This window comes from Labilithrix luteola, assembly GCF_001263205.1.
Taxonomy (GTDB): Bacteria; Myxococcota_A; Polyangia; order Polyangiales; family Polyangiaceae; genus Labilithrix; species Labilithrix luteola.
Window position 1 is genome coordinate 11,358,326 of record NZ_CP012333.1, and the last position, 13,681, is coordinate 11,372,006.

Below are 13,681 nucleotides of genomic sequence, written 5' to 3' on the forward strand. Positions count from 1 at the left end.
AGCTCGACCGCGTTCCTGCTAGGGTGCGCAGACCGTGAACGTTCTTTTTGTCGCCTCCGAGGTGGCACCGTTCGCCAAGTCTGGGGGGCTTGGCGACGTATCCTCCGCGCTTCCCAAGGCCCTCGCCGCGCGCGGCCACGACGTCCGAATCGTGATGCCGATGTATGCACGTGTTCAGGTTCCCGGGCGGAACTTCGAACAGGTGTTCCGCGACGCCGTGCTCCTCCTCGGTGGAACGCGCATCGTTTTCTCGGTTTTCGAGGCCAGCCTCCCGGGAACGACGGTCCCCGTCTACTTCGTGCGCTGCGCGGATCTCTACGACCGGCCCTCGATTTACACGAACGACCACGACGAGCACCTCCGCTTCGCCGTGCTCTCCTGGGCCGCTCTCGTCATCGCCCAGCGAACCGGGTTCCGGCCCGACATCGTCCACGCGAACGACTGGCAGACGTCGCTCCTCCCCCTCCTCCTCCGGACCATGTTCGCCTGGGACCGGCTGTTCGCCCAGACGCGGTCGGTCCTCACCATCCACAACATCGGTCACCAGGGCGCCTTCGACGCCCGGATCCTCTTCGAGACCGGCCTCTCCGACGCCGCGCACAACTTCCATCAGGACCAGCTGCGCGAAGGTCGCATCAACTATCTCCTGACGGGCCTCCTCTATTCGAACGCCATCACCACGGTCAGCCCCACCTACGCACGGGAGATCCAGACCCCCGAACACGGCGTGGGGCTCGATCCGTTCCTGCGTGACCGGCGCGACGTCCTCTTCGGCATCCTCAACGGCATCGACGAGGCCGAGTGGAACCCCGAGACGGACACGAAAATCCCGCACCACTTCTCGATCGACGACCTCGAGGGCAAGGAGCGCAACAAGCAGGCGCTGTGCGAGACCGCAGGCCTGCCGTACGTGCCGAAGGCACCGATCATCGGCGTCGTGTCGCGCCTTGCCTGGCAAAAGGGCTTCGACCTCTGCTTCGGCGTGCTCCCGCGACTCCTCCAGCGCAACGGCGTCCAGCTCGTCGTGCTCGGCACCGGCGAGCCGAAGTACGAGACGTTCTTCGCTGCGCTCGCCAAGCAGTTCCCCAAGCAGGTTCGCTTCAGCGCGAACTTCAGCGAACCGCTCGCGCACCTCATCGAGGCCGGCGCGGACATGTTCCTCATGCCTTCGCGCTACGAGCCGTGCGGTCTGAATCAGATGTACAGCCTCCGCTACGGAACGCCGCCCATCGTCCACCGCACGGGCGGCCTCGCCGACACGGTCACCCCCTTCGACCCCACGCGCGGCTCGGGCAACGGATTCGTCTTCGAGCATTTCGACGAACGTGGCCTCCGCTTCGGCCTAGCCCATGCGCTTCGCACCTGGGGGCGTGGCGAGGGTGACGATCGTGAACGCTGGCGTACCCTCCAGCGAAACGGCATGCGCACGCGACTCGGCTGGGACGAACGCGTCACGGCGTACGAGCAGGTCTATCGCATGGTCGCGCCGGGCCGCTGATCGGTGCTGCCTCCCGACCTTCGCGCGTGGCTCGACGCCATTCCCGAAGACGCGCGCGATCGGGAGCTCGAGGCGCTCTTCGGCATCGGCCTGGCGAGCGACGAATCACCAGGACGCGACCTGATCGGCTACCACGCGGCGGGCGTGCGGCCGATTCTGCACATGATCGACGAGGTGCCGATCACGGAGGACGACGTCTTCGTCGACATCGGCGCCGGCCTCGGAAAAGCAGTGTTGCTCACGGCGCTGCTGACCGGCGCTCGATCACGAGGCATCGAGATCCAGGCGACGCTCGTCGCCCGCGCGATCGAAGCCGCCGCTCGCCTCGGCGCGAACGCGAGCTTCGTCGGCGGCGACGCGCGTGACGAGGAGACCGAGCTCGACGACGGAACGGTGTTCTTCCTCTACCTGCCCTTCACGGGGGAAGCGCTGCAGCGCGTGCTCGATCGATTGAAACGCGTGGCCGACGATCACCCGATCGTCGTCTGCACGCTCGGACTCGACCTGCCGAAGCAACGTTGGCTCCGGCGCCGCGACGTCGACGACTTCTGGCTATCCATCTATGACGCCTGAAACGCACGCCTGACCGCACACCTGAAACGCACGCCTGAACGAACGAAAGCCACGCAACCCGAAGGCTGCGTGGCTTTATCGAAGAAAGTGCGAAGTCGCTTGGGATCAGGCGCGCGCGCGACGGCGGCGAGCCACGAGAATGGCGGCGAGGCCGAGTCCGGCGACGGCGCCGTACGAGGACTGAATCGGCGCCGTGTGGCAGCCGCATCCGCTGTCCGCGGCCGGGGCCGCAGTCGTCTCGGGCTCGTCCTTGGCGGGCGCGGCAGGCTCCACCGGAACCGGCGTGCCATTGGCGCGGACTTCGAACGTCTGGACCGGCGAGTCGGGGTCGTTCGACTTGATCGTGATCGTGCTCTTCGCCGGACCTTCCGAGGTCGGCGTGAAGCGGACGACGAGCGAGTAATCCGTCTTCGGATCGACCGTCGCCGACGCGACGACCGTGAACTGCGGATCGGAGCTCGTAAACGCCATCTTGCCGCCGAGCTCGCCCGTGTTCTTGATCGAGACCGGCTGCTCCGCCTTGTCACCCACCTGCACCGAGCCGAGATCGAGGCCCTTGAGCGGCCCCTTCACGTTCGGAAGCGGGATGTGGATGTTGACCGAGTTGAACTTCACCGCGACGGGCGGCGTTGCCTCGTAGGTCTTCGACGGCGTGCTGAAGAAGCTGGAGGCGTCGAGGAGGCCGAGGCCGGCGGGCACCGTGACACCGTAGACCCTGGTGATGTTGACGTACGGCGCGAGCGTGAGCTCGCCGTTGACCGTGATCTCGCCTTCGACGTCGGCCTTGAGATCGAGCGCGTCGGCGTCCTTCATCGCCAGGTTGCCCGTGGGCGCGTCCTTGGTGATCGGCGTCGTGTTCGCGAGCGTGACCTTGGTCGTGCGATAGGCAAAGGTCGGGCTGGTCTTCGCCCCGAGGCCGAGTGCGACCTGGTTATCGGCGCTGTTGAGCAACATCGTGTCGATGAGCGTGGTCGTGGTGAGGCTCGGCGAAGGCACGACATTCGCAATCGCCTGCTGCATCGACCACGGCGGGAACGAGACCGTGTTCGTCGCACGGTACTGGAAGTTCGGCGCCACCTCCTGGAGGTAGCGGCTGGCATCATAGGTCCAATCGACCGTGAATCCGAGCAGCTGCGCGTGGACCCGAACGGACGGAATCAGCGAATGGCTAACTTTGAACGTTCCGTCCTGCGTGGTCGACGTCGGAAGCATGAACTCGAACTGCTTGTCCGTGGGCCACTGCGCGTTGACGACCGCGCCCTTCGGCATGTCGACCATCCAGAGCGGCTCCTTGGAGGGATCCGGAAAGGCAGCAAGGTCCATGCTGATCGCGACCTGGACGTGCTGATTCGAACAGTGACCGTCCGCCGTGGGCGGGTCGCACTGCGGGATCCAGCCCGTGCCGATCGAGCTCATGACCGGAACGCGCGACTCAGCGTGCAGGCCCGCTGTTCCACTCGAGCAGTCCAGCCCGTTTCCGCACGGCGAACTACTGACGTCGGCGTGAGCGGCATTGGCCGCGAAAACAGCGCCGACAGCAATCAGCGTGACGACGACCGGACGAATGGAAGCGCGCATTGAACCCCTCGGGAAAGGTGACGAACGGATTCACCCGCCCGCACACGTGGCGCGCTCATACCACAAGCTTTTCGTTCGACAAGGGACCGAAGTGAACTTTGCAACCGTGCCGCAACCGATTCGTCACGATCGTTGCAGATCGCAATTGTCCGGAAGGAGCGGTTCCATCGTGACGACAGCCCTTTCGCGCTTCACGCCACGTAATGGACCTTCATCGTCTCGACGATTTTGGTCACGAGTCTCCGAACCATCTCCGTCGATTCGTGACGAACGATGACGTAGCCGTCGCCTTCGTAGCCGTCGCTCTTCGGGGCGCCGATCGTCGGCAGCTTCGCCTCGGCCACCCACTTGCCAACGGCCTCGTAGGTCTCGTGGACGCCCGAGACCGAGGCGATCCGGCCGTGGCCCATCCCGCGGACGTACGCGCAGCCAACCGCGTATTTGCGCTCCCACGGCGCGTCGAGCTCGTCGTCGATCACCGCGCGTGCCCAAGCGCGATACGCGTCGATGTCGTGCGCCAGGCCCGTCATGCGCGTGATGTTCGCGCCGGGCGGACGCTGGGCGATTTCGCCGATGGCGAGCGAGCCGTCGCTGCGCTCGAACCACTCCATGTGCGTGAAACCACTGTCGAGGCCCAAGGCGCGAACGGCCTTCTCCCCCATCGCGCGCGCGGCGTCGTAAGGCGCACCATCGACCTCGCGCGGCAGCACGCACGCCCACTGAATCCAGGCGTTCTCGAGAACCTCGAGGCATCCCGGTAGGTATTCCGAGAACGACGAGACGCGCGGCACGCCGCCGGTGGTCACCGTCTCGAAGCTGAATTCGCGCCCCGTGAGCATCTCCTCGGCGAGCACCGGGGAATGCGAGCTCACACGCATCCCCGCAATGGCCCGAAGGAGCGCGTCGCGCGAGCTGACACGGAAGGTGGCCTTCGCGCCCATGCCTGCCGGCGGCTTCAGGATCATCGGAAAGCCGACTTGCTCGGCAAACTCGTGCGCATCGCGCTCCGAGCCGATGAGACGATGGCGCGCCACCGGCAGTCCGGCCTCACGCAGCGCCACCTTCATGCGCGCCTTGTCGCGAAACAGCTCGGCGACGTCGGGTTTCGTTCCCGGAACGTCGAAGCGCGCACGGGCTTCGGCGATCTGCACCATCAGCGCTTCGAGAATGCCGGCGATGCGATAGGGCTGACCGTGCCGACGGCGCAGCACCTCCACGCCGTCGAGGACGTCTTGTCCGCTCAGCGGATCGGTGACGCGAACGAGGTCGTCGAAGAGATGCGCGTCGTCGCCGCTCGGCGGCGTGTGGACGACGCCGAGCAGCCGAACGTCGTCGAGCTTCTTGGCCGCACGAACGAAGCGGAGCGTGGTTTCGGCCGGGAAAGGAGCGACGAAGACGACGTTACGGGGCATTGGTTGCGCGACTCATGCGCTGCAATGCCCCGCGCGTCAACGGTCGAGCTCACTCCCCGCGAACGAGATGGTGACCTTCGAGATACCGCTTGAATTCGGTCACCGTCGTCGACTTCTTGGTGTTCTTCGGACGGCAAGCGTTCGCCGCCTGCGAGCTACCGCACGCCGCCGAGACCCAAACGCAGGTCTTCTTGATGGGCGCGCCGGCCGCGTCGTACTGGCAGCGGAACTTCTGCTCGCAACCGCTGAAGCTGCACTCGAGCGTGTAATCGTTCGCGCTCCGCATCGGCGAGAACGGGAGATCCTGCTCGACGGCGTTGAACAGATTCGCGCGGCAGTTCTCGAACCACGAGGGGTCCGTGCTGCGCGTGCACATGAAGTCGGCGAGGGCTTCCTTGATCTGATCGTCCGTCGAGTTCTGGTCGACCGGCACGTCGGTCAAGAAGGCATAGAGGCTCTGCGCCATGCCCTTCGAGCACGCGTCGCTCGACTCATCGAAGGCGCAGAAAAACTTGTAGTGGTTGAGGCCGTACTGGAAGCCCGTGTCCTGGCGCGACCACACGCCGAAGTACGGCGAGTCCTGCGGCTTCATGCGGATGCAGCTTCCGCTCGAGCAGCGCTGGCTCGTGTCGAACGAGACGTCGTTCGTCGTCGCGGCCTTGAGGCCCGCCGGGTAGAAGTTCTTGTCGGCGACGTAGAACTTGCCGTCGTCGAGGAGCATCTGGAAGATCGAGCCAGTGAGCGCGCCGGAGACCGGCAACTTCCAGAGCTTCGAGAGCGGGCCGGCCGTCGTCGCGCCGCCGTTGCAGCCGTTCAGCGTCACGTAGGGGTTCGCGCTGCGGTCGAAGTTGTCGGCGAGCACACTGGCGTTCGAGGGCACGCCGGCCGCGAGCGTGCGGTTCGCGCCGTCGGCCTCGAGGAGCATGCCGAAGGGCGAGGAGTGGCCGAAGAAGTCGATGCTCGCGATCTTCGTGAAGCGGTCGAGGGCCTTCACGAGACGTACGGAGTCGAGCCGGCGGAGGTCCGAGTACTTGGGGCCATCGGCTCCGAAGCTGCCGTCGCGGAGGATCGAAGCGCCGACCGCGCCGACCTGCGCGTCTTTGACGTCCTCGGTGGTGAAGAGGACGATCTGATCGTTCGGATAGATCTCGCGATAGCGCTTGGCGCGGCCCGTGGCAGCGAAGAGCGGAAGGGTTCCGAGCTCGTCGGAGTCACCGACCAGGATGATTCGGCTTCGCTTGTTCAGGTCGATGTTGCCGGTGCCCGCGAAGTTGGCGACGACCGCGTCGGGGGACTCACCGACGTCCTCTTCCTCGGGGGCGGCACAACCAACGGAGGCGATGAGAGCCGGAACGGTGGCCAGGAGCAGGGCGCGGAACCAACGCATGGTCGGCTGTTCAGCAAGGGGTATGCCCGAAACCTACATTGCTGTTCACGCGAGATTTCAGCCTGATTCCATCGTTGCCGCCGGGAGGCTGCGCAAAGGCTCGCCGCCTTCCGGATGGTCCATCGATCCCCCACCAATCCCCACCTCGGCCCTGTCCATGGTACGACGCCTGAATGCGGGTGGTGTTTCTCCAGCCGGCGTATCCGCCGGAGATGATCGAGTACACGCGGGGGCTCAAAGAGGTGGGGGCGCAGGTCTTCGGCGTGGGCGACACGCCGCGCGAGGCCCTTCCCGCCAAGGTTCGTCCTTATCTCGACGACTACCTGCAAGTTCCACGCATCCTCGACGAAGACGACGTGATGGATCGCGTCTCGGCGTGGATGCGCGGCAAGACGATCGATCGCGTGCTCGCCAATTGGGAGCCGCTCGTCATTCTCGCGGCGCGCCTTCGCGAGCGCTGGGGGGTGCCGGGCATGTCGGTCGACACCGTCCGTGGCTTCCGCGACAAGCAGCTCATGAAGGAGCGCGTTCAGGCCGCTGGCCTGCGCGTACCGCGTTCACGCCGCGTGACTACCGAGTCCGAGACGCGCGCGGCGGCCGAAGAGATCGGCTACCCGCTCATCCTCAAGCCGATCGCCGGCGCGGGCAGCGCCGACACCTACAAGGTCACGAGCAAGTCCGAGCTCGACGCGATCCTGCCGAAGATGCGCGGCGTGCCCGAGGCGAGCTGCGAAGAGTACATCGAGGGCGAAGAGTTCACGTACGACACGGTCTGCATCGACGGCAAGCCGGCCTACGAGAACGTCGCCGCGTATCTGCCGAAGCCGATCGAGATGCGCTCGATCGAGTGGATCAGCCCGGTCATCATCACCGTGCGCGACATGAAGCAGCCGAAGCTCCAGGGCGGGCTCGCGCTCGGCCGCGGCGTGCTCTCCGCGCTCGGCATGGGCGATGGCTTCACGCACATGGAGTGGTACCTCACGCCCAAGGGCGAGGCCGTCTTCGGTGAGATCGGCTGCCGGCCCGGCGGCGCGCACATCGTCGATCAGATGAACTACACGAACGACATCGATCTGTTCCGCGAGTGGGCGCGCGTCTCCTGCTTCAAGAAGTTCGAGGCCAAGAGCGAACGCAAGTACAACGTCGGCATCGTCTTCAAGCGCGCCCAAGGCCAGGGCCGCGTGACCCGCATCGAAGGCCTCGGCGACTGGCTCCGGGCATGCGGCGAGTCCGTCGTCGAGGAGAAGCTCCTCCGGCCCGGCACACCTCGGAGGAACTGGAAGCAGACGCTCCTCTCCGATGGTCACGTGATCGTGCGCCATCCGGAATGGGAGGAAGCCCACCGCATGTCCTTCCACGCCGCAACCGGCATCAAGATGTACGCGGAGTGACGGCGTGCTCGCCTTCGTCGATCATTCGTCCGATCTGAACGCCTGGGCGCAGTCGCTCTCCATCTCGCGCGAGGCGGTGGAGATCTACGCCGCGAGCGACGTCATCGATCTGCACATCGACTCGTTCATCTGGACGCGCATCCTCGGCTACGACCTCAAACAGCGTCACGGACACGGACTTCTTGGCGCACGCTTCTACAGCCAGGTGGACCTTCCACGCCTGCGTGAGGCGCGCGTCACGGGCGGCATCTGGGTCATCACCACGAACCCGATCCGCCCCGGCCTCTCGCGCGCGCATGCCTTCACCGAGAACTTCGCTCACCTCACACAGATCCTCGAGAGTTGCAGAGACGACGTCGCCGTCGTTCGCAACGCGAGCGAATATCGGGCCGCCCGGGCCGCCGGCAAACACGGAGCGTTCATCGGCGTGCAGGGTGGCAACGCCGTCGATGCCGCGGTCGACCGCCTGAACGACACCATCGTTCGCGTCACACTCGTCCACCTCTCGAACTCGCGCCTCGGCACGACGAGCGCTCCCGGTGGAGGTGACGGTGGACTCACCGCCGCCGGCCGCGACTACGTTCGCGCGCTCAACGCGAAGAAGATCTTCGTCGACCTCGCCCACATCAATCGACGCGGCTTTTTCGACGCGCTCGAGGTGAGCGATCGATCGCAGCCCGTCATCGTCACCCACACCGGCGTCTCCGGCGTGCACCGACACTGGCGAAATCTCGACGACGAACAGCTCCGCGCGATCGCCGACACGGGCGGGACGATCGGCGTCATGTACCACTCTCAATTCCTCGATGGCTCCCTGCTCGGGTGTACCGCGGACAAGGTCGTCGACCATCTCGCGCACGTCGTCGAGACCGTGGGTGAAGACTTCGCTTCGCTCGGCAGCGACTGGGACGGGGCCATCGTGACACCGCGCGACATGCCCACCTGCCTCGAGTTGCCGCGGCTCGTCCAGCGCATGCTCGACCGCGGATGGAAGGCCGACCGAATCCACAAGATCTTGGGCGGCAACTGGCTGCGGACACTCGCGGCGCTCCGGCCCTGACGAAACGGTTTGCCGGTGGCGAGGTGCGTGCGAGCTGGCGAGCTGGCGAGTGCGCGCGAACGCGCGAACGCCGACGATTTCTGCCACCCGCTTGCCACCAGTGGCTACCATGCAAATATGGGGTGGGCTGAACGCGCTGAGACTACGGGTCTCCATTGCTGCGCTGCGTGTGGTGGGCGCTTCGAGATCGAAACGACGAGCGAAGCGGCACGCAAGCGGCTTCGTTGCGGTACGTGTGATCGCTACGAGGACGTCTGGTTGGTCCGCGCCGAAGCGCGCTGGACGGTCGTCGATCCTTCGGGGATCTCGCGCTCGTTCGCGAACCGCGCGGAGCTGCTCGCCGGAATGCCGGCCGCCTCGATTCCGCCGGCGGCCGAGAGCTCGAAGCCGCATTTGACCTCGCTGTCGTCGAACGAACGACCGTCGGCCACCACGCTGCTCGCGGAGTCGATGGCGGAAGCCGTGCCCGTTCCGCCTTCCCTCGCCACGCCCTTGGCGCTCGCGGCCCCGATGGGCCAACCGCCACCAACGAGCGAGCCCGCGCCCATATCCGTCGAGCCCGCTTCGTTCGAGCCCGCTTCGTTCGAGCCCGCTTCGTTCGAGCCCGCCTCGTTCGAGCCCGTATCCGTCGAGCCTGTGTCGATCGACCCCGAATCGATCGACACAGCACCCGCGCCCGCGGAGAGCGGTCCCCTGACGCCGGCCCTTGCATCGCTGCCTGCGACGCACGAGCCCGCGGTCGTCTCCGACCTGATCCGACGCCCCGAGCCTCGTGCCGACGGGGTCGACGACGAGTTCGAGCCGCTCTCCGGGCGTGACGTCGTGATCGACCTGACGCCGCCGCCGCCACCGACGACGAGCGTGCGGCCAACGAAACCGCCGCCGCTGCCCGCGTCGGTCATTCCGCCTCGCATGTCGAAGCCGCCGCCGCTGCCTTCGGCGCCTCCGAAGGCCGGTGAGCTCACGCCGAACGCACTGCGAGATCCGCTCGCACCGCCGCCGCCGACCATCATCGTCGAGTCCGATCGCCCGGCCGCCGTTCGGGAGAAACTGGCGGAGCACGGCGCGGCGCCGAGGGTGAACGAGCCGGCGAAGCCCAAGGAGACGTCGAAGGCGAAGGAGCCTCCGGCGACCGTACGAAGTACGGACGACGATCGTCCGAGCATCAAGGCGACGCTGGCGTCGGAGCCCTCCGGTCGCCGCACTTGGCTCGTGCCGGTCGTCGCCATCGCCGGCGCGGCGACGCTGATCGGGGTGTTCAAGGGCTCGATGTCGTCGAGCGAACCGACGGTCAACGCGACGGTCAACGCCCGAACAGCCGAGCCGCCCGCCACGAGCGTGCCGATCGCGAGCGTCGTCGAGGCGGTCAAACCGGCACCGACCGCCATCGCCACGCATGCCACGACGCAAGCCGCGACACCCGCCGCGCCATCGGCAGCCTCCTCCGCGGGGAAGACGGCTGCCGTGACCACGCCGACGTCGGCACGTCCCGCCGATCTCGGTGCGGCGAACACTGGGTCCTTGCGCCTGCCGGATTTGCTCGATCGCGCAGCCGCCGCGCGCAGGACCGGCGACTACGGACGCGCCAAGGAGCTCTACGAGAAGGCGCTCGGCCAACACGCCGGCAACGTGGAGGCGCATTCGGGCCTCGGCGACATCGCACGCGCGCAAGGCGATCTTGCTGCCGCCAAGGTGAGCTACGAGAAGGCGCTCGACTCGGCCCCACAGTACATGCCGGCCATGCTCGGTCTCGCGGACACCGAGTGGGATCTCGGCCACCGCGACGCCGCGCAACGTCACTACGCCGCGATCTCGCAGCTGCCGATGCAGGCGCCCGACCGCGTGAAGCAACGTGCGAACGCGGGAAGTGCTCCCGCGCACACCGCGACGAGCGCGGCAAGCGCGAACGAGGAAGCTACGTCGTCGAATGTGAGTGCGCCCAAGGGCACGGCGCCGAAGGCGGCCCCGCAGCCCGCGGCGCAAACCTCCGACGACACGGCGGGCGAGTGAACCGGATCAGCCGCCGACGAGGCGACCGCTCCGGTAGTCCTCCCAGGCCTGCTTGATCTCGTCCTCCGTGTTCATCACGAAGGGACCACGGCGCGCCACCGGCTCACCGATCGGACGACCGGCGAGGACGAGCATACGTCCCGAGTCGGCGTCGCACATCGCGCTGAAGCGATCGCCGCTGCCGAGGAGCGCGAGCGTTCCGCGGCTCGCTTCGGTGCGCGAAGGGCCGAGACGAACGGCGCCGTCCGCGACATAGACGAACGCGTTGTGATCGGGCGGCAGCGGGGTCGAGAAGGTCATGCCCTTCTTCATCGCGACGTCGAGGAAGACCGGCTCGACATCGATGCCCTCGACGGGCCCCGTGGTGCCGAAGGCCTCGCCGGCAACGACGCGAATGCGTGCGCCCTCGTGCTCGATCTCGGGAATGCGACCAGGGCCGATGTCCTGGTAGCGCGGGCGGATCATCTTGCGCGACCGAGGAAGGTTGACCCAAAGCTGGTAGCCCCACATGAGGCCGCGTTCCTGCTTTGGCATCTCGGAGTGGACGATGCCGTGGCCCGCGGTCATCCACTGCGCGCTGCCCGAGACGAGCCGCCCGCGATTGCCGACGCTGTCCTTGTGCTCCATCGCACCGTCGATCATGTACGTGACGGTCTCGAAGCCTCGGTGGGGATGATCGGGGAAGCCCGCGAGGTAGTCGTTCGGATCGTCGGACTGGAACTCGTCGAGCAAGAGGAACGGGTCGAGCATCGGCAACGCCGATCCGCCGAGTGCGCGCTTCAACCGAACGCCGGCGCCATCCATCGTGCGCTGCGCGGGCACGAGCTTGACCACGCTGCGTTCGTTCGACGAAGCGGCCGTGGGCCGCGCCTGACGAGAGTCGTCGAGCCGAGGCGAGTCGGTGCGGCAAGCGGCGGTAGCAGCCCCGAGCGAGGCGAGCGTTGCGGCCGATCCTGCGAGGGCTTCACGTCGGGAGATGCGCACGAGCAGCAGTGTAGCAGCGACGCAGACTCGCTTCCGCTGTACCCTCGCGAATCCATGTCGGCCCAAACCTCCGAGAGCACCCTTGCCGACGTCGACGCGGCGATCGCCCGACTGTCCGGCAACAAAGAGACGTGGATCCAGGTCGGAATCGACGAGCGCATCCGTTTGCTCGAACGATGCATCGCCTCGACGGTCGAGGTCTCCCGCGAATGGGCCGAGCTTGGCGCTCGCATCAAGGGGCTCGATCCGAACGAAGTTCTCGCCGGCGAAGAGTGGGTCGCGGGCGTCATGCCCACCGTACGGAACGCGCGCCTGCTGGCCGAGGCCCTTCGCCACGATGGCCAGCCCAAGCCCGTTTCGACGCGACGCGGACCGGATGGCCGGGTCATCGCGCGGATCTTCCCCGCCAACGTGATGGATCGCGTGCTCTTCGGCGGCTTCACGGCCGACGTATGGCTGCAACCCGGCAAGCCAGCCACGCAGGGCGCCATCTACCGAGAGTCGTCGAAGCGGCCGGGCCGCGTGTGCCTCGTCCTCGGCGGAGGGAACGTCTCGTCGATTCCGGCGATGGACGTGCTCTACAAGCTGTTCGTGGAGAACGACGTCGTCCTCCTCAAGATGAACCCGGTCAACGAGTCGCTCGCCGGCACGCTCCGCAAGGCGTTCGCACCGCTCATCGACAAAGGCGTGCTCGAGATCGTGACCGGCGGTGCGGAGGTGGGCTCGCATGCGGCCAACCATCCCGACGTCGGCGCGCTCCACGTCACCGGCTCGGACCGTACGTACGACGCCATCGTGTGGGGCACGACGCCCGAAGAGCGATCGACGCGGAAGGCCACGGGCGAGAAGAAGAACACGCGCGAGTTCAGCGCCGAGCTCGGTTGCGTCACGCCCATTCTCGTCGTTCCCGGTCCCTGGTCCGAACGCGACATCCGCTTCCAGGCGCGCCACGTCGCCTCGATGGTGACGCAGAACGCGAGCTTCAACTGCAACGCCGCGAAGGTGATCGTCACCGCGCGTGGCTGGCTGCAGCGCGAGGCATTCATCGACGCACTCCACGAGGAGCTCCGCAAGACGGCGCCGCGCAACGCCTACTATCCCGGCGCGCAGCAGCGCTACCGCGCATTCCTCGAGCACTATCCCGAGGCCCTCGTACTCGGCTCCGTCCCGCCGAGTGCGCCCGATACCGTCGTTCCGTGGACGGCCATCCCCGACGTCTCGGACGCCGCCGGAGGCTACGCGCTCACGAACGAAGCGTTCTGCGGCGTCGTCGCCGAGGTCACGCTCGATCTCGCCGACAAGAAGGATGGCGTCATTCGCGAGCACGGCGTCGGCGGAGCCTCCGTCTCGAAGTACCTCGAGAAGGCCGTCGCGTTCGCCAACGAGCGTTGCTGGGGAACGCTCTCCTGTGCGCTCCTCGTCCACCCCGAGACCGCCGTCGACCATCACGACGAGGTCGGCAAGGCCATCACCGACCTTCGCTACGGCGGCATCGGCATCAACGTCTGGCCCGGCGTCATCTACGGCCTCGTATCACCCACGTGGGGTGCCTACCCCGGGCATCCCGCGGAGGACATCCAATCCGGGACGGGCGTGGTCCACAACACGTACCTGTTCGATCACCCGGAGAAGTCGGTCGTGCGGGCCCCGTTCCGCATCCGACCGACCCCGCCCTGGTTCTCCGATCACAAGAACCTGCTCGAGCTCGGGCGCCGCCTCGTGTCCTTCGAAGCGAAGCCTTCGTGGGGAGGCCTCGTGCGCGTGGCGCTCGCGGCGATGAAGGGTTGA

General features: G+C 66.8%; 10 protein-coding genes. 6 read left to right on the forward strand and 4 right to left on the reverse strand.

Going from position 1 to position 13,681, the window contains the following annotated elements; genetic code table 11:
- The first annotated feature begins 34 nt into the window (after positions 1–34).
- Positions 35–1,498 carry a glycogen synthase GlgA gene (glgA, locus tag AKJ09_RS48900; protein ID WP_146654740.1) on the forward strand — a complete coding sequence of 488 codons (1,464 nt, stop codon included), beginning with the start codon at positions 35–37 and terminating at the stop codon, positions 1,496–1,498.
- 3 nt (positions 1,499–1,501) lie between these two features.
- Positions 1,502–2,071, forward strand: coding sequence for a hypothetical protein (locus tag AKJ09_RS48905; protein WP_146654741.1), 570 nt, complete (start codon positions 1,502–1,504; stop codon positions 2,069–2,071).
- Positions 2,072–2,176: 105 nt separating this feature from the next.
- Here the strand turns inward: AKJ09_RS48905 and AKJ09_RS48910 are convergent, their stop codons facing one another.
- From AKJ09_RS48910 to AKJ09_RS48920, 3 genes are all read right to left on the reverse strand, one after another.
- Positions 2,177–3,649 carry a choice-of-anchor D domain-containing protein gene (locus AKJ09_RS48910; RefSeq protein WP_146654742.1) on the reverse strand — a complete coding sequence of 491 codons (1,473 nt, stop codon included), beginning with the start codon at positions 3,647–3,649 and terminating at the stop codon, positions 2,177–2,179.
- Between the two features lie 191 nt (positions 3,650–3,840).
- Complete coding sequence (locus tag AKJ09_RS48915; RefSeq protein WP_146654743.1) at positions 3,841–5,061, reverse strand: ATP-grasp domain-containing protein; 1,221 nt, start codon at positions 5,059–5,061, stop codon at positions 3,841–3,843.
- 49 nt (positions 5,062–5,110) lie between these two features.
- Complete coding sequence (locus AKJ09_RS48920; RefSeq protein ID WP_146654744.1) at positions 5,111–6,448, reverse strand: hypothetical protein; 1,338 nt, start codon at positions 6,446–6,448, stop codon at positions 5,111–5,113.
- Positions 6,449–6,621: 173 nt separating this feature from the next.
- Between AKJ09_RS48920 and AKJ09_RS48925 the strand changes: the two genes are divergently transcribed.
- The 3 genes from AKJ09_RS48925 to AKJ09_RS55875 all read left to right on the forward strand — a co-directional run bounded on the left by AKJ09_RS48925 (position 6,622) and on the right by AKJ09_RS55875 (position 10,909).
- Complete coding sequence (locus tag AKJ09_RS48925; protein ID WP_146654745.1) at positions 6,622–7,839, forward strand: ATP-grasp domain-containing protein; 1,218 nt, start codon at positions 6,622–6,624, stop codon at positions 7,837–7,839.
- Between the two features lie 4 nt (positions 7,840–7,843).
- Positions 7,844–8,899: a dipeptidase gene (locus AKJ09_RS48930; RefSeq protein WP_169928582.1), complete on the forward strand. Its 1,056-nt coding sequence runs from the start codon at positions 7,844–7,846 to the stop codon at positions 8,897–8,899.
- 117 nt (positions 8,900–9,016) lie between these two features.
- Positions 9,017–10,909 (forward strand): tetratricopeptide repeat protein, encoded by a 1,893-nt coding sequence (locus tag AKJ09_RS55875; RefSeq protein ID WP_275936717.1) that lies wholly within the window; start codon positions 9,017–9,019, stop codon positions 10,907–10,909.
- Between the two features lie 6 nt (positions 10,910–10,915).
- On the opposite strand, the gene AKJ09_RS48945 is transcribed toward AKJ09_RS55875, so the two are convergent.
- Positions 10,916–11,893, reverse strand: a complete 978-nt coding sequence (locus tag AKJ09_RS48945; RefSeq protein WP_240488887.1) for a pirin family protein — start codon at positions 11,891–11,893, stop codon at positions 10,916–10,918.
- A gap of 54 nt (positions 11,894–11,947) precedes the next feature.
- Between AKJ09_RS48945 and AKJ09_RS48950 the strand changes: the two genes are divergently transcribed.
- Complete coding sequence (locus AKJ09_RS48950; RefSeq protein ID WP_146654748.1) at positions 11,948–13,681, forward strand: aldehyde dehydrogenase family protein; 1,734 nt, start codon at positions 11,948–11,950, stop codon at positions 13,679–13,681.